The organism is Kushneria sp. EE4 (genome assembly GCF_977968315.1).
Window position 1 is genome coordinate 924,225 of record NZ_OZ386212.1, and the last position, 24,391, is coordinate 948,615.

The window sequence follows — 24,391 nt, forward strand, 5'->3', positions numbered from 1 at the left end:
TTAGCGCTGGTCGCTGCGATTTTCGATGGTCTTGCGGTAGTTATCGATAAAGGGCTTTTCTGCCTTGTCGATACGATCCATGCCGGCCACCACACGATGCCAGTACGGATACTGCGGCGCCGGACGGGTGGCCGCTTCGATGCGATCGATATCGTCCTGATCAAGCGTCATTTCGGCGGCGGCCAGATCATCCTTGAGATGCTCTTCACTGCGCGCCCCGATGATGAGTGAGGTCACGCCCGGACGATCCTTGAGCCAGGCAAGGCAGGTACGGGGAATCGAGGCGTTATGCTTCTCACCGATCTCGGCCAGCAGCTCGATGATGTCATAGGCGCGCTCCATGTCATGAATATAGGGCTCGGGCCAGCCGTTGCCCTGACGCGTGCCTTCCGGCGCTTTCTGACCGCGACGCAGCTTGCCGTTGAAGACACCTTCTCCCAGCGGTCCCCAGACCAGCGTGCCCATATTCTGGTCGATGGCCAGCGGCATCAGCTCATATTCGGCCTCGCGCGCCTCGGGTGTGTAGTAGATCTGCTGGCTGATCGGCTGGGCCAGATTATGCAGTTCGGCCTTGCCGATGGTCTTCATCATCTGCCAGCCGGTGAAATTGGAGGTGCCATAGTAGCGAATCTTGCCGCTTTGAATCAGATGGTCGAGGGCATAAAGCATCTCTTCGACGGGCGTCACGCCATCCCAGTTATGCATCTGATAAAGATCGATTCGATCCGTACCCAGCCGCTTGAGGCTGGCTTCGCAGGCGTTGATCAGATGATAGCGTGAGAACCCGCTGTGGTTGGGGTTGTTGCCCATCGGGCTTCTCGCCTTGGAAGCGAGAATGATGTCATTGCGCTTGTCGCCAAGTGCGCGACCCACCAGCTCTTCGGCTTCTCCCATGGAGTAGAGATCTGCCGTATCGATCAGATTGACGCCGGCATCGAGTGCCATGTCGAACTGGCGGCGTGCACCGTCAACGTCGACGCTGGCCGCTTTTTCAAAGCCGCCGCTGCCACCGAAGGGCACGGTACCCAGCACGATTTCAGACACCAGCAGACCGGAGTTGCCAAGCGGACGATATTTCATGTGAAAGCTTCCCTGTTTTCCAGACCAGACCGACCGGATCATCGGTCGAGCCACAATCCTGGCAGATCATATCGAGCCAACAAGTCGGAAAGCGCCGATTCGCAGGAAAGCGCCCAACGATTCAAGGGCCGGTCTCCGGCTACTCGCTGCGACGCTCGCGCAGCTCATCAAGCACCAGGGCGAAAAAGCCTCGAATCTCCTGAAGTCTGGGCCGTGCCTCGTGAATCAGGGTATCCACCGATTCGAGCTCGCGTTTCTGGGCTTCCCGCGTGACCAGTTCAGCCCGGATTTCCTTTATCAGCTCGGCGGAGTCATTCAGCATGGCCTCGAGCTCGGCCGTTGACGTGGTCTCGATGCGATGTTCGATGCTCATGGCCTTATCCTGTGACAGCGGTGATGGCAATCAGTGTGGCAGGTAGCGCAATGAAGGCGCCCAGAACCCAGGCCGCGGCCAGCGCTTTTCGCTCGGCGGCCAGCTCTCCCAGTCTCAGTGCGCCCTTGACAGGCAGCAGCCTTAAAAACGGCAGGCCGCCAATAATGAGCATGGCAAAAAGATTGAAGAACAAATGGACCAGCGCAATTTCCAGCGCCAGTGTGGCATTGGCGCCGCTGATGGCCGTGGCGGCCAGCAGCGCAGTAAAGGTAGTGCCGATGTTGCTGCCGATCGTGAAAGGATAGATCTGTTTCAGTGAAAAGGTCCCTGATCCCGCAAGTGGCACCATCAGGCTGGTGGTGGTCGAGGATGACTGTACCAGCAGAGTGACAAGTGCCCCGGAAGTGACGCCGCTGACCGGCCCTCGACCAATGGCGTTGTTCATGATGCGTTTGGCGCGCCCGACCATCAGGCCCTTTAGAAGCTTGCCGATATAGCGAATGGACAGAAAGATCGCCGCGATTCCCAGCGCGATCATCACGATACCGCTCAAAACGTTCGGCAGTGTGGAAACAAGGCGCTCTACCGTGCCGGTGACGGGATCGGTTGCCATACCGATCAGATTGGCGTTATCGATGGACAGGTCGGCATCGCCGTAAAAGATCACGGCGGCCTGTTCGGCCAGACGCTCCAGAGGGCTAAAGAGAATCTCCAGCGGCAGCAAAATGATGACTGCCAGGAAATTGAAGAAATCGTGCACGGTGGCGGCAGCAAACGCGCGCTGGAATTCCTCCTTGTTGCGCACGTGCCCCAGGCTTACCAGCGTGTTGGTCATGGTGGTACCGATATTGGCGCCCATGACCATCGGTACCGCGATTGCAACCGGCAGTCCGCCGGCCACCATGGCCACGATGATGGAGGTCACCGTCGAGGAGGACTGAATCAACGAGGTGGCCATAATGCCCACCATCAGGCCAACAAAGGGATTGGTAGCAAAGTTGAAAAGCTGTTCGGCGTGACCGCCCGTGGCCGTTTTAAAGCCATCGCCAATGACCGAAACGGCGCAGATGAGACAGTAGATCAATAAAAAGAGCGTGAGCCACCGTCTCGTGCGCCCGCCGTGTTGAACATTTTCATCATGGCGGTCTGCATCATGATAGTCAGTGGCCTGATCGGCCATGCCCTTCGTTGCTTCAGTCATCGTGTATTCCTCGCCAGGAAGTCGGCCGTCCTCGTGTCTTGATTCAGCCTGACCAGCTTGACCGACAACCGATGACAGTGACGTGACGAGCGATTTAAAAAATGACCGTGCTTGCCTTGTATCCGATACTTTTATTGCTCAGGGCATGGCTGTTGTGGCCCTGCAAAAGACATGTTGATCGCACGGGGCAGGCATTCGACAGGCGGGTCAAAAGAGGCGGGTAATGGCGTCTATAAAGAAGGATCGCCGGCCCGGGCCGGCGATCGTCGGACAGAAAGAGGCAGGGTTTAAAAGTCTTCTTCGGTGACATCATCGGGTGATAGACGCAGCCCGCCTGCAGGCAGCGGGTGGCTATCAAGTCTCGGACCATCCTGCGTCAGTTTAAGACGTCCCTGCATGAACCAGCGCACTGTCATGGGATAGATGACGTGTTCGCGGGTAAGCACCCGCTCGGCCAGCGCCGCTTCATCATCATCGGGGGCCACACTGACCGCGGCCTGGACCACGACAGGGCCACCATCCAGCTCGTCGGTGACGAAGTGAACGCTGGCGCCATGCTCCTTTACACCGTCGGCAAGCGCCCGCTCGTGCGTGTTCAGACCACGATAGGCCGGCAGAAGCGACGGGTGAATATTGAGCATTCGGCCGTGATAGCGCTGCACAAATGCCGGCGTCAGAATGCGCATAAAGCCCGCCAGCACGATCAGATCCGGCGCATGTCGATCGATGACCTTGACCAGTGCTGCATCAAAGGCGTCTCGCGACTCGTATTCGTGATGGGGCAGTACCACGGCCGGAATGCCCGCTTCACGGGCACGCACCAGACCGTAGGCATCGCCGCGGTTGGAGACGACGGCCGCAATTTCGCCGCCCAGCTCGTCATGGGCTTCGGCATCGATCAGCGCCTGCAGATTGCTGCCGCTTCCCGAAATCAGGACAACCAGCCGCTGACGGTCGGGCCGTTCGAACTGATGATCCTGCTCGACGGTTTCGTTATCGGACATGGAGATTCCTGCTCAATTACTGACGTGCGTTGTCAAGCACAACGCCTGGCTGTGTCTCTTCCGAGCGGCTGACATACCCCAGCCGGTACACGGTTTCCCCTGTACTCTCCAGAAAGGTCTCGGCCTGCTCGGCCTGTGTCGCGGGCACGACCACGACCATGCCGATGCCGCAGTTGAGCACGCGGTGCATCTCGGTTTCGTCGATATTGCCTTCACGCTGCAGCCAGTCAAAAACAGCCGGACGGGGCCAGGCCTGAGCATCGAGATGGACACTGGTGTGCTCCGGCAGTACGCGCGGAATGTTTTCGAGCAGGCCGCCCCCGGTAATGTGGGAGAGGGCATGTACGGCAATATCGCTGTCATGAAGCATGGCCAGCAGCGATTTAACGTAGATGCGGGTCGGGGCCATCAGCGCCTCGCGCAGGGTCTGACCATCTTCCAGCGGTGTATCGGGTTTGGCGCCGCTGCGCTCGAGCACGCGACGAATCAGCGAGTAGCCATTGGAGTGCGGGCCGCTGGAGGCCAGGCCCAGGACCACGTCACTTTCGCCGACCCTGGAGCCATCCAGAATTTCCGATTTCTCGACGATGCCGACGCAAAAGCCTGCCAGATCGTAGTCGGAGCCTTCATACATGCCCGGCATTTCCGCCGTCTCGCCGCCCACCAGAGCGCACCCGGCCTGACGACATCCCTCGCCGATGCCCGTGACCACATCGGCGGCCATCTCGACGTTGAGCTTGCCGGTGGCGTAGTAGTCGAGAAAGAACAGTGGTTCGGCGCCGGCGACGACCAGGTCATTGACACACATGGCGACCAGATCGATACCGATGGTGTCGTGACGTCCCAGATCCATGGCCAGTCTCAGCTTGGTGCCGACGCCGTCGGTGCCCGATACCAGCACCGGCTCGCGATAGCCGCTGGGGAGCTGACACAGCGCGCCAAAACCGCCGAGCCCGCCCATCACTTCCGGTCGCATTGTACTTTTGGCGACATGCTTGATGCGTTCGACCAGCGCATTGCCGGCGTCGATATCAACACCGGCATCCTTGTAGGAGAGGGAGTCACGAGACGAAGGCTCGGTCATGTTGGGGTCCTGTCACTGAAAATGAGACGGGGTTCCGGCCGGGGCCAGAGCGATAATCAAGAAGGGCAGCATTGTACCATCGGCCATGGTGGATCGCATCGCAACTGCAGGGCCCGGCGGGGCAGATATCAACAGGCTGCCCCGAATCATCGGGTTCATGATAATGTGGCTGCTGTTCCCCTTGTCTTGAGCATGGACGCCGTAATGAGTCCGGATACCCTACAGCTTCCGCTAGGTGTTGGTGTGCGTGATGACGCCACGTTTGCCAGCTTCTGGCCCGGTGCCAATGCAAGCCTTGTCACCCATCTGCGCCATCAGCTCGATGACGGCGGCGAGCAGTTCATCTATCTGTGGGGCGCCTCCGGCAGCGGGCGCACCCATCTGCTTCAGGCCGCCTGTCTGGAGGCGAGCGATCGCGGCGCCAGAGCGCTGTATCTGCCGCTCGATGACCTGGGGCACTTTCCGCCACACATGCTTGAGGATCTCGAGGCGCTGGATCTGGTCGCCATTGACGATCTCGAACGCGTGATAGGCCGCAAGCGCTGGGAAGAGGCACTTTTTCACTGCTTCAATCGTCTGAGGGATGCCAGCTGTCGCCTGGTGATTGCCGCCCAGGCTTCCCCCCGTGCAATGCCCGTAGTGTTGCCGGATCTGGCCTCACGGCTGGGGTGGGGCATGACCTTTCATCTGCAGCCGCTCAGCGATCAGGACCGATTGGAAGTGCTGCGGCTGCGCGCGCACCAGCGCGGCATGCAGCTCCCCGATGAAGTCGCTCGATATCTGCTGCATCGCGGGCCGCGCCGGCTGGGTGACATGCTGGCGCTACTGACCCGTCTTGATCGCGCTTCACTTTCAGCGCAGCGTCGGCTGACCATTCCCTTCGTCAAGCAGGCGCTTGACTGGTAACGACGAATGTCGAGAGCTGTCAGGGAAAACTGGCGGTTCCGATGAGACAACCTATACTGGAAACCATCACTTCTGGTTTCCTGTTCACCGCCCACTTCCCCGGGCGGTTTTTTATTGTCTGCGGTATGCCCCGGCTCCTGTTTTCAACACCTGCCTGATATGCAGGCATAAAAAAACCGGCCTTTTACAGGCCGGTCTTTTATAACGCTGTCTGGCGGGCAGGGATCAGCGACGCGTGATCAGTGCGCCCAGAACAAAGCCAACGGTTGCAGCGATGGCCAGTGCGCCAACCGGCTGCTTGACCGTGAACTCACGAGCGCTGTCGACGGCTTCGCCGTACTGGGACTGTACCTGACCTGCGGCGCTGCGCAGCTTGCCTTCGGAGCGGTGCTCGTTGTCATCGGTAAAGTCACCATAGGCTTCCTGCGCCTTGCCTACTGCGTTTTTGGTTTCGCCTTCGATCTGGTTCTTGAACATGGTGTCCTGGCTCCGATGGGTGAATAAATTCTGTACTTTCTTAAATCTATCTCATGTTGGCGGTTACGCCAGGATTATCTTCATTTCGGCACAACAAAATTGTCACGTGAAGAAAGTGCAGCAGGCTGATCCCGGAGCGATACGTCACGGCCAGCTTCGCAGATATCAGGGGGCCAGCAGGTAGCCGCAGAGGTAGAAGCGTCAGCGACGTAAATGGCAAGTCAGCAAGCTGTCACATCTCTCGCCACCGGTCTCGTCACGCTGATAATATGGATGCATGAACAGTATCCCTGCCTGCACAGCGCCCCATGATGCGCCGCTTTTGACCGTTGCGGATTCGCTCAACGACCCGCGCTATTACCTGGTCAATTTTGAAAACGTTCTGACCTGGGTGAGCGAGCGCTACGACGATCTGCTTGATGAGGATGAGCGTGATTTTATCGCGTGCTTTCAGGGCCTGCCCGTGGCCTCGAAAGCGCTTTTGGTGCGCATGGTCATGCGCAAGGGCGAGCATTTTCGCATCGATCGGCTCAACTACGACGAGATCGGCGACATCGAGGCGGCACTGGCACCGCTGATCGAGCAGGGTCTGGTCGACAGTGGCCCCTGTCTGACCCTGGATCGCCTTTTTGATCTTTTCACGCGTGACGAGCTGATCGCCCTGTTTGGTGATTACCTGCCCAGGCCGCGCGACCGCAAGGCGGTGCTGAAAGAGACGCTGGCGCCAACGTTTGATCAGGCGTTGACACCAACGGCGTGGGCGACGGCGACCGGCCGGGCCATGGTGGCCGACGTTGTCCGTTTGACCATCATGCCGGTCTGCGAGCGCCTGCGGCTGATGTTTTTTGGCAACCTGCGCCAGCAGTTTTCCGAGTTCGTGCTGGCGGATCAGGGGGTCTACCGTTTTGAAGTGGTCCCGTTTACACCGGACTCCCGGGCCTTTCAGCGCCGGGAGGATATCGAGCGCTACTGGCAGATTCACGAGTGCCGTGAGCGCTTCGAGGCCGGCTGTAACGTTGATGAGGTGCTGGCGGGCCTGCCATCACGCCTGGAGGACAGCGTCTGGCTGGAGGCGCGCCGGGGGCGAGTCATCTACGCCATTGCCCGCCACTGCGAGCGTCAGGGGGAACTGGCACGGGCCGCCGAGCTTTATGGCCACAGCGGTCACGGCGAGGCGCGCATTCGACGCATTCGGGTGCTGGAGCGTCTCGGTGAACATCACCAGGCGCTGACCCTGTGCACGGCGGCGCAACAGGCGCCGACCAGCGAGGCCGAGCGCCAGCAGGCGGCGCGCATTCAGCCAAGGCTGCATCGCGCGCTGGGCATGGACAAGCCGACGAGTGAGGCGCAGGCATCCGTCAGGCGTTATGACCTGACCCTGCCCCGCAGCGGGTCCGTGGAACGCAGCGTTCGCGAGCACCTTGACTCGGTAGAGGCCCCGGCCTTTTATGTCGAAAATACGCTGATCAACGCGCTCTTTGGGCTGCTGTGCTGGGAGGCCATCTTCGCGCCGCGGCCGGGGGCGTTTTTTCATCCATTTCAGAGCGGGCCGGCCGATCTGATGCGTCCGGAGTTCTACCCTCAGCGTGAACAGTCCTTTCAACGCTGTCTGGCCCGTCTGGAAGAGGGCAGCTGGCGCGAGACCATCGTGCAGCGCTACCAGGACAAAAGGGGCATCCAGTCACCTTTCGTGCACTGGGGGGCGCTCAATGATGAGCTTTTGACACTGGCGCTCGAGTGCCTGCCGCCCGAGCATCTGCGCGCCTGGTTTGAGCGGCTGTTGACCGATATCCGCGCCAATCGCGCCGGCATGCCCGATCTCATTCGCTTCTACCCGCAGGCGCCCGAGGGTGTACCACGCTATGAGATGATCGAGGTCAAGGGGCCGGGCGACCGGCTGCAGGACAATCAAAAGCGCTGGATTGCCTTTTGCGCCCGCCATGACATGCCGGTCGCGGTCTGTCATGTGCGCTGGAACAGCGATGAGGGCGCGCCGTGAGCGCAGACCATGTGATGACGCCGTCGAGCGATGTCGAGACGCCGCGCTATCGCGTGGCGGTGCGCGCGCTGTGTGAGTTTACCGCGCGCACCGGCGATCTGGATCTCCGATTTACGCCCGCGCCCACCGCGCAGCAGGGGATTGCCGGCCATCAGGTAGTGGTCGCGCGCCGCGGCGAGCACTACGAGCATGAAGTCACGCTTGAGGGCCGGTATGGCGCGCTGGTCGTGCGGGGCCGTGCCGATGGCTATGATCCGGTGCGCCAGCGGCTGGAGGAGGTCAAGACCCGCCGAGGCGATATCGAGGCCATGCCGGCCAATCAGCGCGCGCTTCACTGGGCGCAGGCGAAGGTCTATGCCGCGCTGATGTGTCGTCAGCGCGACCTTGAGCGCCTGGAAGTCGCGCTGGTCTATTTCGATATCGAGCAGCAGCGTGAAACCGTGCTGACGGAGACCATGGACCGCCACACGCTGGAGGCGTTTTTTATCGCGCAGTGCGAGCGTTTCATCGACTGGGCCGAGCAGGAGCTTGCCCACGAGGCGGCGCGCGCGCAGCGGCTGACGCAGCTTGCATTTCCTCATGCCGATTTTCGACCCGGACAGCGCGCATTGGCCGAAAGCGTTTACAAGGCGATCAGCACCCGGCGCGATCTGATGCTGCAGGCGCCCACCGGCATCGGCAAGACGCTGGGCACCCTGTTTCCGGCGCTCAAGGCCATGCCGGGCCAGCAGCTTGATCGACTGTTTTTTCTTACCGCGCGCACTACGGGGCGCCGGCTGGCGCTGGAAGCCCTGACCACGCTGGGCATGGCGGATGCCGCTGAAACGGGAGACGGCCCGGCGGTGCGAACGCTGGAGCTGATCGCACGTGACAGGGCCTGCGAGCATCCGGAGCTTGCCTGCCATGGCGATAGCTGCCCGCTGGCCAATGGCTTTTACGATCGTTTACCCGAGGCGCGACAGGCCGCGGTCGCACGAGGCTGGCTGGATCATGCCGGGCTCCGGGACGTCGCTCTATCTCACCGTGTTTGCCCCTACTATCTTGGTCAGGAGATGGCGCACTGGTGCGATGTGGTGATCGGCGACGTCAATTACTGGTTCGACACCAGCGCCATGCTCTACGCCCTGGCGCGGCAGCATCAGTGGCGGGTGAGCGTGCTCGTTGATGAGGCCCACAATCTCGTCGAGCGCGGGCGGGCCATGTATGGCGCCGCATTTGATCAGGGTCGCTTTGCCGCGGCCCGGCGTGACGCCCCGGCGGCACTCAAGCGGGCGCTGGACCGACTCTGGCGGCAGTGGAAGGCACTGCTGCGGGACCATGACGGCGACTATATCTGCCTGGAAACACCGCCGCGCAAGCTTTTCAACGCGCTGTCGCAGTTCGTCACGGCCGTGGGGGACATGATGGTCGAGACGCCCATCGGTCTTGAAAGCGCGCTGCTGGAGGCCTGGTTTGATGCCATGCAGATCGTGCGCATCGCCGAACTCGCCGGTGAATGCGACCCTGACCACTATCTCTTTGATATCGAACGCCGCGGCAAAAGCGCCACGCTGTCACTGCGCAATGTGGTGCCGGCACCACTGCTGGCTGCGCGCTTCGAGGCGGCCCACGCCGTCATCCTGTTCTCGGCGACGTTGTCGCCGGCCGGCTACTACCGCGACCAGCTCGGGCTTGAGGCCTCGACGCCCTGGCTCGAGATGGCCTCGCCCTTTACTGCCGGGCAGCTCGAGGTGCATCTGGCCGGGCATATTTCCACGCGCTATCGCGACCGGGGGGCGTCCCTTGCGCCCATTGCCGAGCTGATGGCGCGTCAGTTTCGCCGGCGCCCCGGCAACTATCTGGCCTTTTTCAGCAGCTTTGACTATCTCGAGCGGGTCAGCGAGACGCTGGCCGAACACGCACCTGACGTGCCGCAGTGGGCACAGGCGCGACGCATGTCGGAGCCCGAGCGGGACGCCTTTCTGGCGCGCTTCACGCTGGCAGGGCAGGGCATCGGCTTTGCCGTGCTGGGCGGGATTTTCGGCGAGGGCATCGATCTGCCCGGCGAACGGTTGATCGGCGCCTTTGTGGCCACGCTGGGTCTTGCGCAGTTCAACCCGGTCAATGAGCAGATGAAGGCCCGCATGGAGACACTGTTCGGCGATGGCTACCGCTATGCCTATCTCTATCCGGGCATGACACGGGTGGTCCAGGCCGCCGGTCGCGTGATTCGCTCACCCGAGGACCGGGGCGTCATTCATCTCATCGATGATCGTTTCCAGCGTGGCGAGATTCAGGCCCTGCTGCCGGGCTGGTGGGCACCGCCGTCGTCTGATCGACCGACTGACGTTGCTGGATAGGGCAGAGCATCATTGAAAAGGGCCGTCTCAGGGCCCACTTGAGAACACACTGTTTTTTTCGAATCGATTGGCGGCCCGTGCCTTCAACAAAACGATGATCAAACCGGCAGGCCGTGGCGAGGCGACTGCGCTACGCTCAACCCCATATCGATTCATGACATGACACATCGCCGGTTACCGGCCTGCGGTGTCGTCGGCACTCCGGGATACTCACATGGCACGATTGAACCATTACAGCAAGGCGGATCACGCCATCGACTGGCAGCTCGATAGCGTGGTGCATGAGCTTCGAGGGGCACGCGAGCAGTGGCGCGCCGATCATGGACGGACCAACGAGTCCGGCGGGCGCAGTCTGCCATCACGCGAGATCATCAACGAGGTGGTCGAGGCCGTGATCGGGGCCGTATTCCCCATGCGTCTGGGACCTTCCAACCTTCGCCATCACAGCGAAGACTACTTTATCGGCTACACGCTGGATGCCGCGCTCAATGCGCTGCTCGATCAGGTCGTGCTCGAACTGGACCATACCGCCATGCGTCGCGGTGAAACGCCCAGGGACCACTCCGATCAGGCCATTGCCATCGTGCGTGATTTTGGCGCCATGCTGCCCACCATTCGCCACTGGCTGGATATCGACATCATGGCGGCCTACCGCGGCGACCCGGCAGCGCACAGCGTCGATGAAGTCCTTTTGTGCTATCCGGGCATCACCGCCATCATCTATCACCGGCTGGCCCATCAGCTCTACTCGACCGGTGCGCCGCTGCTGGCGCGCATGGTGTCCGAGGCGGCGCATTCGGCCACGGGTATCGATATTCATCCCGGCGCCAGCATCGGCTCGGGCTTTTTCATCGATCACGGCACGGGTGTGGTCATCGGCGAAACCGCCATCATCGGCGATCGGGTACGGATTTATCAGGCGGTCACGCTGGGCGCCAAGCGCTTTCCGGCCGATGAGAACGGTCAGCTTGAAAAGGGTCACGCCCGCCATCCGATCGTTGAAAACGATGTGGTCATCTATGCCGGTGCCACGATTCTCGGTCGTGTCACCATCGGGCATGACTCGATCATTGGCGGCAACGTCTGGCTGACTCGAAGCGTTGAGCCGCACAGCAACGTCTCCCAGGCCAGTCTGCAGAAATCCCCCTGCTAAGATGTCTCTGCGAGTCTCTACGACGTGAAAGGCCGGGGGCAATCGCATAATCGGGCGCCAGCATCTACACTTGCGTCCTTTCCGAACGAACAGGGTGCGGGTGTACAAACGGGTGTCATTTCAGAGTGTTGCGGTCCGGGGCTTGGCTTTGGTTCCGCCAGCCCTCATGTTTGTACCGGTCACGGCAGCAGGATGTCGCGCCGGTGACACCCCTGATGGCCCGTCACGCAGGCGTTGTAATAACACTTTTCACAAATGAAGTGAGGTTGGGATATGGATATCGTCAGGATTATTTTTGCCATTTTGCTGCCGCCGGTAGGCGTTTTTCTTCAGGTAGGACTAGGGATTCAGTTCTGGGTCAACATTTTGCTGACCCTGCTGGGCTACATCCCCGGTATTATCCACGCCATCTGGATCATCGCGCGCCGTTAAAATCGGCCTGCGTTTCAACAAAATGTTGATTTAAAAAGGGAAGGCCCGTAAGGGCTTTCCCTTTTTTATGGGCCAAAAAGAAAATGATAGCGCTAACATATTGGCCTATAAAGTCAAGGTGTATGTTCTACATACAAGGTTCAATGACACATCGTATAGTGGTGGAGTAGATATGATGTATGACAAATTTGATCCCAGCCATGCCGTTCCCCCGGCCGTTTTTCCCGGACTGCCGGCAACCTGTTTCCCCTCATTTGACATGGCTGCCTTCTGCCCAGCGTGTCGGGAACAACGCTGTTCGCGAAATGCTTGTTTACTCATTGCAAGGAGCGCATGCCATGTCGATCAGATTGTCCCTGAGTCCTGTCCGCTGTCTTCAGGCCGCAGCCGTGGCCGGCATTCTGGCCGGCATGACACTGCCGGCCCAGGCCGATAACTGGCGGGGCTGGAACGTTCATCCGCCGGGCTATCCCAACAGTGAAGCGCTCGATAGCTTCGTCAAGGATGTGACCGAGAAAACCGACGGTCGCGTCAATGCCAAGATCTTTCATAACGGCGTACTGGGAGATCAGCCCGATGCCATCGAGCAGACCCGCAGCGGCGCGCTGAATTTTGCCAACTTCAATATGGGCCCGATGGGTCCGATCGTGCCGGAAACCAACGTGCTGTCGCTGCCGTTTCTGTTCAAGGACATCGACGCCATGCACCACGTCATGGACGGCGAGATCGGCGAACGCTTTGCCGAGGCGCTGGAGCGAAAAAATCTGGTAGCGCTGTCCTGGTTCGATTCGGGCTCGCGTAGTGTCTACAACACCAAACGCCCCATCAACGAGCCTGATGACATGCAGGGGCTCAAGGTGCGTGTCATGAACAACGACCTCTACGTGGAGATGATCAATGCACTGGGCGGCAACGCCACGCCCATGGCGTATGGCGAGGTGTATCAGTCGCTCAAGACCGGCGTGCTTGACGGTGCCGAAAACAACTTCCCCTCCTTTGAGTCCAGCGGTCATGACGAGGTCGCGAAATATTTCTCCGAGACCGAGCACCTGATTCTGCCCGAGTGCGTATGTATCGCCAAAAGAAGCTGGGACAAACTCTCCGAGGAAGATCAGGGCATCGTGCGTCAGGCCGCTCTTGATGCCGCAACGCTGCAGCGTCAGCTCTGGGCGGAAGGCTCCAAAAAGAGCCGCGATGAGGTCATCGCCGCCGGTGTCGAGATCAACGAGGTGGACAAGCCGGCCTTCCAGGAAAGGATGGAACCGATCTACGCGGCTTTCATCGAACAACATCCCGATCTTGAGCCCCTGCTCAACGATATTCGCAACGCTCAGTAAAACAACAACCGCGAAGGGCGCGGCTCACTCCCGACGATGACGGGGGTGAGGCGTGTCCGGGAGCTTCCCTGCCATGAATAGTTCTACCGACCAGATCGAAGACATCCCCGAGGACCACCCGAATCGGGGTGTTGCCGGGCGCCTGCTCGATGGGCTGGCCCATCTGTGCATCGTGGTTTCCGGCACGCTGCTGGTGTTTCTGATCGTCTCGTTTGGCTGGCTGGTCTATGGCCGCTACGTGCTCAACAACACGCCGACCTGGGTCGAGCAGTCCTCGCTTTTAATCGTGGTGTATATCACCTGTCTCGGCGCCGCCGCCGGGGTGCGCCATAACACGCACCTGAGCATCGATATGGTGCGCGAGGCCCTGCCGGCGATTCCCAGAGCGATCATGTGTTATCTCGCCGATCTTTTTGTTCTCGTCTTTGGCGTGTTCATGGCCTGGCAGGGCACCAACCTGGTGCTGGACAACACCACCCGGGCGATTCCCATGATCGGGCTGTCCGAGAGCTGGCGGGCGGCGCCGCTGGCCATCTGCGGTGCGTTGATGGTTCTGTTTGCCGGCGCCAACATCGTCGAGCGTCTTACCCATAAAACAAGGATGTAAATGCAATGGGCCTGATGATCCTGTTTGGCGTGTTCTTTATCGGGCTGGTCATCGGCGCACCGGTGGCCTTTGCCGTGGGACTGGCCGCCGTTGTGACCTTTCTCTATGAGGGGCTGCCGCTGTTTGTCGGCTTTCAGCGCATTCTCTCGGGTATTTCGGTATTTTCGCTGCTGGCGATCCCGTTTTTCATCTTCGCCGGCGAGCTGATGCTTCACGGCGGCATTTCCGACCGACTGGTGCGGCTGGCCTCTGCCGCCGTAGGGCGTGTGCGCGGTGGTCTGGGGCTGGTCAACGTCAGCTCTTCAATGCTTTTTGGCGGGATTTCCGGTTCGGCTGTGGCCGATACCTCGGCGCTGGGCTCGATCCTGATTCCGGTCATGAAGGAGAAAGGCTACGACGCCGATTACGCCGTCAACGTTACGGTGACCTCCTCGATTGCCGGCGTGGTCATTCCCCCCAGCCACAACATGATCCTCTACGCTGTCGCAGCCGGCGGCGGCATCTCGGTGACCCAGCTGTTCATGGCCGGTGTCGTGCCGGGCATTTTGATGTGTGTGGCACTTGCCGTGGCGGCCTATGTGGTGGCCGTCAAGCGGGGTTATCCCGCCGAGACCTTCCCGGGCTGGCGGGTACTGTTGATCAGTCTGGTGGCAGCGCTGCCGGGGCTGATGACAGCGATCATCATTGTCGGCGGGGTGCTCTCTGGTATTCTGACTGTCACCGAATCAGGGGCGTTTGGCGCCATCTACGCCATCGTGGTCACGGCGCTGGTCTATCGTGAACTGCGCTGGAAGAACTTCAAAAAGGCGGTCTATCAGTCGGTGCGCACCACCTCGCTGGTGATGATTCTGGTCGGCTGTGCCTCGGCGTTCTCCTATCTGCTGGCGCTTTACAGCGTGCCGGAGCTTCTGACCGATCTGTTGCTGGATATCTCCGATAACCCGCTCGTGATTCTTTTGATGCTCAACGTGACCCTGCTGGGGCTGGGCATGATCATGGACATGGCGGCGCTGATTTTGATCTGCACGCCGATCTTTTTGCCGATCGCCATGCAGTTCGGCATGGACCCGATACAGTTTGGCGTCGTCATGATGATCAACCTGGGGATGGGGCTTTGCACCCCGCCGGTCGGGGCCTGTCTGTTCGTGGGCAGCGTCATCGGCAAGATCAAGATGGAACAGGCCGTGCGCACCATCTGGCCGTTTTATCTGGCGCTGTTTGCCGTGCTGATGCTGGTGACCTACGTCCCCATGGTCTCCATGTGGCTGCCGGGCCTGATCGAATAGCCCTTTAATGCCTTGACCATAAAACCGCGACGATAAAAAAGAGGCTTTTGAAAAGCCTCTTTTTTTAAACGTTTTTCGTCATGCCGATGTGATCAGGGCTCGAGCGCTACCGAATCTCCCGCGGTGACCTGCTGGCCATTGACGAACAGCACGCGCCGGTCATCGGTGGGCAGCTCGATGCGCAGACTGTCATGGGCGGGGCGGTAGCGACCCTGCATTTGCCAGTTCAGGTGAATGGTCTTTTCGTTACAGGCCAGTTCCAGCGTCATGACCAGCGTGCCGGGGCCCTGATCGAGATGGCTTTCGCCGTCGTCCTCAAAGATCGTGACGGTGCGCTGGCCCTGTCGGATAAAGGGATAGAGTCGCAGTGCGCGGGCCGTGTCGCGTTCGGCATCGACATGGGCGATTCGGTCGGAGACGGGGATGACGCTGCCGGCCCGGACGAAAAGCGGTATGTGTTCCAGCGGCGCATCCACCGTGACGGTTGTGCCGGGCGCAAAGTGTTTATCCCCCTCGAAGGTGTACCAGCCCTCGCCGTTGTCCGGCAGATAGAGTGTTCGTTCACGGGCGTCCGGCTCCATGACCGTGGCGACCAGCAGGTCACGACCGAGCAGGAATTCATCGTTTTCTGCAAACGTCTGCGCGTCGTGCTCATGATCCAGAAGGGTCGGGCGGATCATCGGCTCGTGATCGACATGGGCCTGCCACAGCAGCGTATAGAGGTAGGGGAGCAGGCGATAGCGCAGCTCGATGGCCTGACGCACGGCGTCCACGGCCTCCGGATACATCCAGGGCTCGTTGACCGTGCCGTCATCGTTCCATGAGTGGATGGTAAAGCGTGGATGCATGACGCCGTTTTGCACCCAGCGAATGAACAGCTCGGCATCCGGGCGCGGGCCGGCAAAGCCGCCGACATCATGGCCGATGTTGGAAATGCCGCTCAGGGCCATGCCCAGGCCCATGCGCTGGTTGTAGCGCAGCGTGGGCCATTCGGTGCGGTTGTCACCGGTCCAGGTCTGGGCGTAGCGCTGCAGCCCCGGCCCGCCCGAGCGCGTGATCAGAAAGGGGCGTTTGTCCGGCGCGTGGCGGGCCTGGGCGTCATGAGAGGCCCGCACCATCAAAAGCGACAGCACCGGCTTGCCGACCGAAGCCGTCAGCGGCGTGCCAAAGCCTTCCAGCCGCGCCTGCTCATCGATGATCTGGAACTCGTTGTTGTCATTCCAGCTGCTGTCCACACCGAGCTCAAGCAGCTGCTTTTGAAGGTTGTCCTGCCACCACTGCTGGGTGGCCGGGTTGGTGAAGTCCAGATGAGAGCCATCGGCGTCCCAGAAGGGCGAGATTTCAGGCGTTCCGGTATCGGAGTCGGCGACAAAAAGGCCCTTCTCGGCGGCTTCATCATAGGCCGGGTGGTCCGTCAGCAGGCAGGGCTTGATGTTGGCAATCACCCGCATTCCGGCGTCGTGGAAGCGTTTCACCATGGTCTCGGGCGATGGCACCTTGTCCCGGTTCCAGGTAAAGACGTAGCGCTTGGCACCGATCGACGAGTACCCCGAGGAGAGCTGAAACGAGTCGCAGGGAATATTGTGATGCTGGCACAGATCAACAAACTCGCCAAGTCGCTCCAGGGCATTGGGGGCGTCGGTGTAGTGCATGGTCGAGCCCGAATAGCCCAGCGACCACTTCGGGCCGAAGGCCACCCCGCCGGTGAGTCGAGTGAATTGTTTGACCACATCGACAATGGCGGGGCCGAACAGAAACCACATGTCGAGATCACCGTCCTCGGCGCGAAACGCGCGATAGGGCGGATGATAGTTGTCGAGCTCGTTGCCCAGATCAAAACGCGACGTGGAGAGGTTGTCGTAGAAAATACCGTAGGACAGACCTTCGGGCGTGCGGGTAATGGTAAAGGGAATGTGCTTGTAGAGCGGGTCGGTGCGATCGGCGCGGTAGCCCATGGCATCCAGCGTTCGCATTTCAAAGCGCCGTCCGGAGCGCTCCAGATCACCGCTTTTTTCGCCCAGCCCGTAATAGCGCTCTCCGCTGTCGCGGGTCATGTAGTGCTCAACGCCCTGGCCATGACGGGACACGGCGATGCCGCCGGTGGGCCGGTCCCGGGCCAGGCTGATCCATTGGCCCTGATGGCGAATCGACCACTCCAGCCGCAGGGGCCGGTGGACGGTCAGGCGCAGATGATCCATCTCGATGACCAGTCCATCCGTGGTTTCTTCCCAGTGCCACTGCGGGGTTTCAAATCCGTCGCTTGCCAGACGATGGCGCCCCTCTCTGAGCAGATCACCCTGCGGGTCGATCGACCAGGTATATGCCGGTCGCGGCTGTTCGGGGCGGTAGACGAAGACCCGGACGATATCGGCTGCCAGCGGGAAAATGACCATATGGCGGTCGCCGGTCTCCAGCACGAGGCGATCTTCCATAACCTCGTGAAGTGACCAGTCGGAAAGAAAGCGCATGGTGACCTCGTTAATTCAAGAGCAGGTTGGGCAAAAAAAGGCTGATCTGAGGGATGTAGGTAATCAACAAAAGCAGCGCCAGCAGCATCAAAAACATCGGCAGCAGCGGTCGAACGACGCTGCTGATCGGGACGCCAGCAATGGAGCTTCCCACAAAAAGCGCGCTTCCCACAGGCGGGGTGCAGATCCCGATACACAGATTGAAGGTCAGCACCACGCCGAAATGGACGGGGTCCATGCCGAACTGGGTGACAATCGGCAAAAAGATCGGTGTGAAGATCAAAAGCGCCGGGGTGATATCCATGAACATGCCGATACACAAAATCACCAGGTTGATCAAAAGCAAAATGACCAGCGGATTGTCGGAAAGGCCCAGCAGCAGTTCGGAAAGCTGTTGGGGAATGTTTTCAAGCGACATCGACCAGGACATGGCGCCGGATACGGCAATCAGCGGCAGCACGATTGCCGTGGTCATGGCCGCATCCAGCACGATGCTCGGCAGAGTGCGAAAGGTGACGGTACGGTAGACGACCATGGTCAGTATCAGCGTGTAGACCACGGCGATGGCCGAAGCCTCGGTCGCGGTGAAAACACCCGTAATGATGCCGCCGATCACGATCACCATCAAAAGCACCGAGGGTATGGCGTGCAATAGCGTGGTCACGACATCCCGCCCGGAAGGGCGGGGTGAGGTCGGGTAGCCGCGGCGTTTGGCGATCACCCCGGCCACCACCATCAGCCCCAGGCCCATTAAAAGGCCGGGCAGATAGCCGGCCACAAACAGCGCGGCAATGGATGTGCCGCCGGAGACCAGTGAGTAGACGATAAAGGTGGAGCTGGGCGGGATGAGAAGCCCGGCCGGGCTGGAGGCGATATTGACGGCGGCGGCGTAGCCGGGCTCATAGCCCTCGCGCTTTTGCAGCGGCGTCATGACGCTGCCGACGGCGGCGCAGGAGGCCACGGCCGACCCGGAAATGGAACCAAAGAGCATGTTGGCCACCACATTGCAGTGCGCCAGACCGCCCGGCAGACGCCCCACGATCAACCTTGCCAAATCAATCAGGCGAATGGCAATGCCGCCGTGGTTCATCAGGCTGCCGGCCAGAATGAAAAAGGGAATTGCCAAGAGTGTAAAGCTGTCGAGCCCTGCCAGCATGCGCTGTGCCACCACATAGGCGCTGGTATCCAGTGAAAAGGCGGTGCACAGCGTGGCCAGTGAGGCCAGGCCAATGGCATAGATAATGGGCAGACCCAGCATCATCAAAACGAAAAACGTCCCGAACAAAAGGGCGGCTTCAATCACCATGACGGTCATCTCCCTTCTGGTTCGGCGCGTTTTCTGAAAAGACAAGATGCAGCATCTGCAGGCAGGCATGAAAGACGATAAAGGCGCCGGACAGCGGCAGGGCCAGATAGATCCAGCCCATGTACCAGCCCAGAACAGGCGTGGTCTGCGCACTCGAAAGCGTTGTCATGACAAGGCTTGTGCCGCCGTAGAGCATGATGTAGCCGGCAAAGAAGAGCACCAGCAGCTGAAGGAAGAACAAAAGCCATCGCCTGGCAGGCCAGGCAAGCGCTTCGGGCAGCAGATCGATGGAAAGATGGCGCATCCTGCCCGAGGCGTAGGCCGCCCCCAGAAGCCCCAGCCAGATCAGGGCGAAGCGGGCCATTTCATCGGTGGCGGTGGTGGGGGAGTCGGTGAGATAGCGGCTGCCGACCTGAATGACGACCACGGCAACCAGCACGAAGAAAAGACCGATCAACATCGCGCCCAGAATGCGATCAAGCAAGGAGGACACCCGGTTGAGTGCGAGAAACAACCCTTGCGGCGAGGGCATCACGCTTTCTCCTTGTATGATGTATGACCTGAAAAAATTCCGGCCAGCATGTCGGGATTCGAAGGGCCCATCAACCTGGACATTGGTCGCTTTGACGTCATCGCAAAGGGCTGATTAGCTTTCAAAAATTTTGGTACTGCTGAGGAGTCCGGCCGCGTGATCAATCGTCGTAAATTCTGCACGCTGACGGCCGGAGCACTGCTTCTGGGACCGGCAATGGCCTCCCGGGCGGCGCGGTCAGGGGCGCAGGAGCTGCGATTGAGCCACAATCTCACCACCGATCACTCCGTGCACAAGGCCATGACCATGATGGGGGAGCGCCTTGTCGAGCTGACCGATGGTGCGGTGAGCCTGCGCATCTACCCCGGCGCGCAGCTGGGCACCCAGCGCGAATCCGTCGAGCTCGTGCAGCGCGGCATCCTCGACATGGCCAAGACCAATGCCAGCGAGCTGGAAGCCTTCGATCCCGTGTTTTCGGTGCTCAACGTTCCCTACCTGTTTACCAGTCGTGATCACTTTTACCAGGCGTTGACCGGCGATATCGGCCGCGAACTCTTTCAGGCCTCGCGCCGCCGGGGCTTTGAGGGCGTCACCTTTTATGACTCCGGGGCGCGCAGCTTTTATGCCACACGTGCGATTCATACCCCGAAAGATCTCTACAATATGAAGATTCGGGTCCAGCCCAGCGCCACAGCCATTGCCATGACGCAGCTGCTGGGGGCCAGTCCGACGCCGCTGGATTTCGGCGATCTCTACACCGCGCTGCAGCAGGGCGTTGTTGACGGCGCCGAGAACAACCCCACGGCGCTGGTAACGGCCAACCATGGTGAAGTCGCCAAATTTTTCACCCTCGATGAACACACGCGGGTGCCCGACATGCTGGTGATCTCATCACAAACGCTTGAACGTTTGTCGAGCACCCAGCGCGACGCACTCTATCAGGCCGCCCACGAGTCGATGCTGTTTCAAAAGCAGGCGTGGGAAAGGGCGAGCGAACAGGCAGTGATCACGGCAGGCCGGGACATGGGCGTTGAATTCATTCAGGTCGATCAGGCGCTTTTTGCCGAGAAAACCCGACCGCTTCGTGACGACATCGCCGCGCAGTCGGCGCAGTCCGGAAAAATGATTCAGGCCATCGAGCGGCTGTCGACATAGACCATGTATTTTGCAAGGGATGCCCGGCAGGCGGGGCGGGCGCTGCAGTGTCACGTGTAAGACCGGTAATGATGCCGGTTGCCGTACCATTGACCTCTCAAAGGAGAATACCGTGCTCAATCGTCTTCTTGTGACCGGCGCCGCCGGCGGGCTGGGGCAGGCCCTTCGTCCCTATCTGTCACGTCTGGCCCGCCAGGTGCGACTGTCCGATATCGTCGAGATGGAAAAGGAGGGCGATCACGAAGAGATCGTGCGCTGCGAACTCTCCGATGCCGCCGCCGTCAGCGAGCTGGTGCGCGACTGTGATGGCATCGTGCATCTGGGCGGCATCTCGGTCGAAAAGCCCTGGCAGGATATCCTTCAGGCCAACATCATCGGCACCTATAACCTTTACGAAGCGGCTCGTCATCACGGCCGCCCGCGGGTTGTCTTTGCCAGCTCCAACCACACCATCGGCTACTATCCGCGCACGACACACATTGATACCGACTCGCCGCGCCGGCCCGATTCGCTCTACGGGGTCTCCAAATGCTTCGGCGAGGACCTTGCCAGTCTCTACTACCACAAGTTCAACGTCGAAACGCTCAACGTGCGGATCGGTTCGTGCTTTCCCAAACCGGCCGACACCCGAATGCTCGCCACCTGGATGAGCGTGGAAGACTTTGTGGCGCTGCTGGAGCGGGCGTTCGTGGCGCCGAAGCTGGGCTGTACGGTGATCTATGGCGTCTCAAACAACAATGAAGGCTGGTGGGACAACCGCAAGTCCTCGTTTCTGGGCTGGGTGCCAAAGGACAGCTCCGAGCCCTGGCGCGCGGAGACCGAGGCTGCTGCCGGCGAGATTGACCCTGACGACCCCACGGTGGTCTATCAGGGCGGCAAATTCGCCGCGACCGGCCACCCTGACGATTGAGATAGCGCCCGCCTGAGATGTCCTGACGACGTCGAGTCCCCATGAGCATCTGGGGACCCGCGTTGTGTGTTCGGCCTGCCTGCGCAGTCGATCCTTTCAACGCTTTCGCCTGTCGGCGGGCCGGCCCGCGGCGCCTGTGGCGGGTCCTGAACCTTTATGTCCAAAGTTCAATGGACCAAGGTCGCGTAGTTTCAAAAGTATGATGTATGACACCCTGGTTGCCCGCATCCGTTGATTGAAGCCATCTGAAGCCGACGCCATACGACGTGTTTCAGAACGCGGCACACCCCCCATGGCCCTCTTCATGAGGTGGTCGTGACGGCGTGTGTCACAACGGTGACCACCCGCGAACCTTCAGCCACCAGGGGACTGCCATGGCGCCACATACCGAGACACCCACCATCGTATCCATGCGGGTCATTCCCGTGGCCGGGCGCGACAGCATGCTGCTTAACGTGGGCGGCGCGCACTCTCCCTTTTTCACGCGCAATATTCTGATTCTGGAAGACAGTGCCGGGCGAACGGGCGTCGGCGAAGCGCCGGGCGGCGAGACCATTCAGCGCTCGCTGGAACAGGCCCGCCAGGTCGTTGAAGGCCAGTCGCTGGGTCGGCTGCGCTCGATGGTCTCGACGCTGGCGGCCAGCGGTCAGCGCGCCGATTTCAACGATTTCGGCAAGGGCGCCTGGACCTTTGAGCTGCGCGTCAATGCCGTGGCGGCGCTTGAGGCCGCGCTGCTGGACCTGATGGGCCAGCATCTGGGCGTGCCGGTGGCCGAACTGCTGGGCGAGGGCAAACGCCGTGACCGCGTCGAGGTGCTGGGTTATCTCTTTTTTGTCGGTGACGGCGAGCAGACGCCGCTGGATTACCGCCAGTCAACGCCTGACCAGTCGCATGAGTGGTATCGCCAGCGCGACAGGGCGGCCATGACGCCAGAGCGTGTCGTGGAGCTGGCGCAGGCTGCACAGGACCGCTACGGCTTTCGCGACTTCAAGCTCAAGGGCGGTGTGCTGCCCGGTGAGCAGGAGATCGAGGCCGTCACGGCGCTGTCGAAAGCCTTTCCCGAGGCGCGTACCACCATCGACCCCAATGGCGCCTGGTCCCTGCAGGAGGCCATTACGCTTTGCAAAGACCTTCACGGCGTGCTCGCCTACGCCGAAGATCCCTGTGGCGCCGAAGAGGGCTTTTCCGGTCGCGAGATTCTCGCCGAATTCCGCCACGCCACCGGGCTGCCGGTCGCGACCAATATGGTTGCCACCAACTGGCGGGAGATGGCGCACGCCCTGATGCTGCGCAGCGTGGACATTCCGTTGGCCGATCCGCACTTCTGGACGCTTTCCGGCGCCGTGCGTGTATCGCAGCTCTGCGCCGACCACGGCATGACCTGGGGCTCACACTCCAACAATCACTTCGATATTTCGCTGGCCATGTTCGCTCAGGTCGGCGCGGCGGCCGTGGGATCGGTCACCGCGCTGGATACCCACTGGATCTGGCAGGAAGGCGATGCCCGCCTGACTCGTGAATCCCCCGAGATCATCGATGGCCACGTGGCCGTCACCGACGCGCCGGGTCTGGGCATCGAGCTCGACATGGAGGCAATCGACAAGGCCAACGCACTTTATCGTGCCCTGCCGGCCGGCGCGCGCAACGACGCCATGGCCATGCAGTATCTGATTGATGGCTGGACGTTCGACCCGAAGCGCCCGGCACTGGTGCGCTAGAGACTGTTTCAATACAAGGAAAACAATCATGAAAAGATTACTGAGTACGCTGACGGTCGCAGCCACCATGGTGCTGGCCGGCCCCGCAATGGCGGCCGACTATCCCACCAAAAGTGTCGACATGATCGTGCCGTTTTCCGCCGGGGGCGGTAACGACACCTTCGTGCGCGCCTTGCAGCCGCTGCTTGAAAAGCAGCTGGGTCAGGATCTGGTCATTCGCAATATCGCCGGCGGGGGCGGTGCAGTCGGTACCTCAAGAGTGGCCGCTTCAAGGCCCGACGGCTACACCATGCTGGCGGCCAGCAACGCCATGCTCACACTGGAAGCCATGGGCAACGTCGCCTTTACCCATGATGATTTCGACTTCATCGCCAAGGTCATCGAAGAGCCCTACGTGATCGCGGTGGGTGACAACGACAAGTATCAGGATCTGGCCGGTCTGATCGAGGCGTCAAAACAAGGCAATCGCGTCAGGGTCGGCGTGTCAGGCGTTGGCTCTTCGGCGCACATTGCCGCGGTGGCCATGCAAAACCGCACCGGCGCGAACTTCAACATCATCCCTTATCCCGGCGGGTCGGAGACGATCTCGGCAGCCATGGGCAACCACGTGGACGCGGTGGTGCTGGGCGGCTCGGAGCTGCGCTCGGCGCTGGCCTCCGGTCGACTGACGGCGCTGGCCATGAGCTACGCCGAGCGCAGTGATTCGCTGCCTGACGTGCCGACCTTTCAGGAGTCGGGCTATGACCTGACGCTGACGGTATGGCGCGGTATCGCAGCGCCGAAGGGCATCCCCGAGGAGGTCGAGCAGCAGTGGGTCGAGGCCCTTCAGCAGATCGTGGCCGATGGCTCCTACGAGGAAACGGCCGAAAACCTCGGTACGCAGCTTGCGCCGCTCTACGGTGACGAGCTCGACAGCTTTATCGACGACTCGGCAGACGTCATGCGTGAAGCCGCGGGTGATCTGGCGAAGTAAGGCGTTCGGTGCGCCGCCTTTCGAGGGCGGCGTGCCAATTCGGGGCAGGCG

General features: G+C 60.7%; 21 protein-coding genes. 12 read left to right on the forward strand and 9 right to left on the reverse strand.

What is annotated here, in order from left to right; genetic code table 11:
• From ACXMYO_RS04180 to purM, 5 genes are all read right to left on the reverse strand, one after another.
• A complete protein-coding gene (locus ACXMYO_RS04180; RefSeq protein WP_438767057.1) occupies positions 1-1,080 on the reverse strand; it encodes an aldo/keto reductase in 1,080 nt (359 codons plus the stop codon).
• 139 nt (positions 1,081-1,219) lie between these two features.
• Positions 1,220-1,453, reverse strand: coding sequence for a hypothetical protein (locus ACXMYO_RS04185; protein WP_438767059.1), 234 nt, complete (start codon positions 1,451-1,453; stop codon positions 1,220-1,222).
• A gap of 4 nt (positions 1,454-1,457) precedes the next feature.
• Positions 1,458-2,654 (reverse strand): Na/Pi symporter, encoded by a 1,197-nt coding sequence (locus tag ACXMYO_RS04190; RefSeq protein ID WP_438767061.1) that lies wholly within the window; start codon positions 2,652-2,654, stop codon positions 1,458-1,460.
• 287 nt (positions 2,655-2,941) lie between these two features.
• Complete coding sequence (gene purN, locus ACXMYO_RS04195; RefSeq protein WP_457807902.1) at positions 2,942-3,658, reverse strand: phosphoribosylglycinamide formyltransferase; 717 nt, start codon at positions 3,656-3,658, stop codon at positions 2,942-2,944.
• 16 nt (positions 3,659-3,674) lie between these two features.
• The gene (gene purM / locus ACXMYO_RS04200; protein ID WP_438767065.1) at positions 3,675-4,742 is read right to left on the reverse strand and encodes a phosphoribosylformylglycinamidine cyclo-ligase; all 1,068 of its coding nucleotides are present in this window, start codon (positions 4,740-4,742) and stop codon (positions 3,675-3,677) included.
• Positions 4,743-4,946: 204 nt separating this feature from the next.
• Here purM and hda point away from each other — a divergent pair, with 204 nt between their 5' ends.
• Positions 4,947-5,648, forward strand: a complete 702-nt coding sequence (gene hda, locus ACXMYO_RS04205; protein WP_438767067.1) for a DnaA regulatory inactivator Hda — start codon at positions 4,947-4,949, stop codon at positions 5,646-5,648.
• 225 nt (positions 5,649-5,873) lie between these two features.
• On the opposite strand, the gene ACXMYO_RS04210 is transcribed toward hda, so the two are convergent.
• Positions 5,874-6,125, reverse strand: coding sequence for a CsbD family protein (locus ACXMYO_RS04210; protein WP_438767069.1), 252 nt, complete (start codon positions 6,123-6,125; stop codon positions 5,874-5,876).
• A gap of 277 nt (positions 6,126-6,402) precedes the next feature.
• Between ACXMYO_RS04210 and ACXMYO_RS04215 the strand changes: the two genes are divergently transcribed.
• The 7 genes from ACXMYO_RS04215 (at position 6,403) to ACXMYO_RS04245 (ending at position 15,278) form a co-directional block, all read left to right on the forward strand.
• Positions 6,403-8,124: a VRR-NUC domain-containing protein gene (locus ACXMYO_RS04215; RefSeq protein WP_457807903.1), complete on the forward strand. Its 1,722-nt coding sequence runs from the start codon at positions 6,403-6,405 to the stop codon at positions 8,122-8,124.
• Positions 8,125-8,138: 14 nt separating this feature from the next.
• Positions 8,139-10,463: an ATP-dependent DNA helicase gene (locus ACXMYO_RS04220; protein ID WP_457809472.1), complete on the forward strand. Its 2,325-nt coding sequence runs from the start codon at positions 8,139-8,141 to the stop codon at positions 10,461-10,463.
• A gap of 214 nt (positions 10,464-10,677) precedes the next feature.
• On the forward strand, positions 10,678-11,616 hold the full coding sequence (gene epsC, locus ACXMYO_RS04225; protein WP_457807904.1) for a serine O-acetyltransferase EpsC: 939 nt from the start codon (positions 10,678-10,680) through the stop codon (positions 11,614-11,616).
• A gap of 273 nt (positions 11,617-11,889) precedes the next feature.
• Complete coding sequence (locus ACXMYO_RS04230; protein WP_457807905.1) at positions 11,890-12,048, forward strand: YqaE/Pmp3 family membrane protein; 159 nt, start codon at positions 11,890-11,892, stop codon at positions 12,046-12,048.
• Between the two features lie 338 nt (positions 12,049-12,386).
• On the forward strand, positions 12,387-13,385 hold the full coding sequence (locus ACXMYO_RS04235; protein ID WP_438767077.1) for a TRAP transporter substrate-binding protein: 999 nt from the start codon (positions 12,387-12,389) through the stop codon (positions 13,383-13,385).
• A 73-nt stretch (positions 13,386-13,458) separates the two neighbouring features.
• The gene (locus tag ACXMYO_RS04240; RefSeq protein ID WP_457807906.1) at positions 13,459-13,992 is read left to right on the forward strand and encodes a TRAP transporter small permease; all 534 of its coding nucleotides are present in this window, start codon (positions 13,459-13,461) and stop codon (positions 13,990-13,992) included.
• Between the two features lie 5 nt (positions 13,993-13,997).
• Entirely contained in the window at positions 13,998-15,278 is a 1,281-nt protein-coding gene (locus ACXMYO_RS04245; RefSeq protein WP_457807907.1) for a TRAP transporter large permease, read from the forward strand.
• Between the two features lie 92 nt (positions 15,279-15,370).
• On the opposite strand, the gene ACXMYO_RS04250 is transcribed toward ACXMYO_RS04245, so the two are convergent.
• The 3 genes from ACXMYO_RS04250 to ACXMYO_RS04260 are packed head-to-tail and all read right to left on the reverse strand — an operon-like array spanning position 15,371 to position 19,584.
• Positions 15,371-17,746, reverse strand: a complete 2,376-nt coding sequence (locus ACXMYO_RS04250; RefSeq protein WP_457807908.1) for a TIM-barrel domain-containing protein — start codon at positions 17,744-17,746, stop codon at positions 15,371-15,373.
• A 10-nt stretch (positions 17,747-17,756) separates the two neighbouring features.
• The gene (locus ACXMYO_RS04255) at positions 17,757-19,052 is read right to left on the reverse strand and encodes a TRAP transporter large permease (RefSeq protein WP_457807909.1); all 1,296 of its coding nucleotides are present in this window, start codon (positions 19,050-19,052) and stop codon (positions 17,757-17,759) included.
• Positions 19,042-19,584, reverse strand: coding sequence for a TRAP transporter small permease (locus ACXMYO_RS04260; protein WP_457807910.1), 543 nt, complete (start codon positions 19,582-19,584; stop codon positions 19,042-19,044). Before ACXMYO_RS04260 ends, ACXMYO_RS04255 begins: the two co-directional genes overlap by 11 nt.
• 156 nt (positions 19,585-19,740) lie before the next feature.
• Here ACXMYO_RS04260 and ACXMYO_RS04265 point away from each other — a divergent pair, with 156 nt between their 5' ends.
• From ACXMYO_RS04265 to ACXMYO_RS04280, 4 genes are all read left to right on the forward strand, one after another.
• The gene (locus ACXMYO_RS04265) at positions 19,741-20,739 is read left to right on the forward strand and encodes a TRAP transporter substrate-binding protein (protein WP_438767089.1); all 999 of its coding nucleotides are present in this window, start codon (positions 19,741-19,743) and stop codon (positions 20,737-20,739) included.
• A 112-nt stretch (positions 20,740-20,851) separates the two neighbouring features.
• The gene (locus ACXMYO_RS04270) at positions 20,852-21,649 is read left to right on the forward strand and encodes an NAD-dependent epimerase/dehydratase family protein (RefSeq protein ID WP_457807911.1); all 798 of its coding nucleotides are present in this window, start codon (positions 20,852-20,854) and stop codon (positions 21,647-21,649) included.
• Positions 21,650-22,023: 374 nt separating this feature from the next.
• Positions 22,024-23,367, forward strand: coding sequence for an enolase C-terminal domain-like protein (locus ACXMYO_RS04275; protein ID WP_457807912.1), 1,344 nt, complete (start codon positions 22,024-22,026; stop codon positions 23,365-23,367).
• A gap of 28 nt (positions 23,368-23,395) precedes the next feature.
• A complete protein-coding gene (locus ACXMYO_RS04280) occupies positions 23,396-24,340 on the forward strand; it encodes a Bug family tripartite tricarboxylate transporter substrate binding protein (RefSeq protein WP_457807913.1) in 945 nt (314 codons plus the stop codon).
• The last annotated feature ends 51 nt before the right edge of the window (positions 24,341-24,391 follow it).

What these genes read in the sequence shown, in the direction of transcription:
- ACXMYO_RS04180 (WP_438767057.1), bottom strand. Translation starts at nt 1,080, where the DNA reads ATGAAATATCGTCCGCTTGGCAACTCCGGTCTGCTGGTGTCTGAAATC.
- ACXMYO_RS04185 (WP_438767059.1), bottom strand. Translation starts at nt 1,453, where the DNA reads ATGAGCATCGAACATCGCATCGAGACCACGTCAACGGCCGAGCTCGAG.
- ACXMYO_RS04190 (WP_438767061.1), bottom strand. Translation starts at nt 2,654, where the DNA reads ATGACTGAAGCAACGAAGGGCATGGCCGATCAGGCCACTGACTATCAT.
- purN (WP_457807902.1), bottom strand. Translation starts at nt 3,658, where the DNA reads ATGTCCGATAACGAAACCGTCGAGCAGGATCATCAGTTCGAACGGCCC.
- purM (WP_438767065.1), bottom strand. Translation starts at nt 4,742, where the DNA reads ATGACCGAGCCTTCGTCTCGTGACTCCCTCTCCTACAAGGATGCCGGT.
- hda (WP_438767067.1), top strand. Translation starts at nt 4,947, where the DNA reads ATGAGTCCGGATACCCTACAGCTTCCGCTAGGTGTTGGTGTGCGTGAT.
- ACXMYO_RS04210 (WP_438767069.1), bottom strand. Translation starts at nt 6,125, where the DNA reads ATGTTCAAGAACCAGATCGAAGGCGAAACCAAAAACGCAGTAGGCAAG.
- ACXMYO_RS04215 (WP_457807903.1), top strand. Translation starts at nt 6,403, where the DNA reads ATGAACAGTATCCCTGCCTGCACAGCGCCCCATGATGCGCCGCTTTTG.
- ACXMYO_RS04220 (WP_457809472.1), top strand. Translation starts at nt 8,139, where the DNA reads ATGACGCCGTCGAGCGATGTCGAGACGCCGCGCTATCGCGTGGCGGTG.
- epsC (WP_457807904.1), top strand. Translation starts at nt 10,678, where the DNA reads ATGGCACGATTGAACCATTACAGCAAGGCGGATCACGCCATCGACTGG.
- ACXMYO_RS04230 (WP_457807905.1), top strand. Translation starts at nt 11,890, where the DNA reads ATGGATATCGTCAGGATTATTTTTGCCATTTTGCTGCCGCCGGTAGGC.
- ACXMYO_RS04235 (WP_438767077.1), top strand. Translation starts at nt 12,387, where the DNA reads ATGTCGATCAGATTGTCCCTGAGTCCTGTCCGCTGTCTTCAGGCCGCA.
- ACXMYO_RS04240 (WP_457807906.1), top strand. Translation starts at nt 13,459, where the DNA reads ATGAATAGTTCTACCGACCAGATCGAAGACATCCCCGAGGACCACCCG.
- ACXMYO_RS04245 (WP_457807907.1), top strand. Translation starts at nt 13,998, where the DNA reads ATGGGCCTGATGATCCTGTTTGGCGTGTTCTTTATCGGGCTGGTCATC.
- ACXMYO_RS04250 (WP_457807908.1), bottom strand. Translation starts at nt 17,746, where the DNA reads ATGCGCTTTCTTTCCGACTGGTCACTTCACGAGGTTATGGAAGATCGC.
- ACXMYO_RS04255 (WP_457807909.1), bottom strand. Translation starts at nt 19,052, where the DNA reads ATGGTGATTGAAGCCGCCCTTTTGTTCGGGACGTTTTTCGTTTTGATG.
- ACXMYO_RS04260 (WP_457807910.1), bottom strand. Translation starts at nt 19,584, where the DNA reads ATGCCCTCGCCGCAAGGGTTGTTTCTCGCACTCAACCGGGTGTCCTCC.
- ACXMYO_RS04275 (WP_457807912.1), top strand. Translation starts at nt 22,024, where the DNA reads ATGGCGCCACATACCGAGACACCCACCATCGTATCCATGCGGGTCATT.
- ACXMYO_RS04280 (WP_457807913.1), top strand. Translation starts at nt 23,396, where the DNA reads ATGAAAAGATTACTGAGTACGCTGACGGTCGCAGCCACCATGGTGCTG.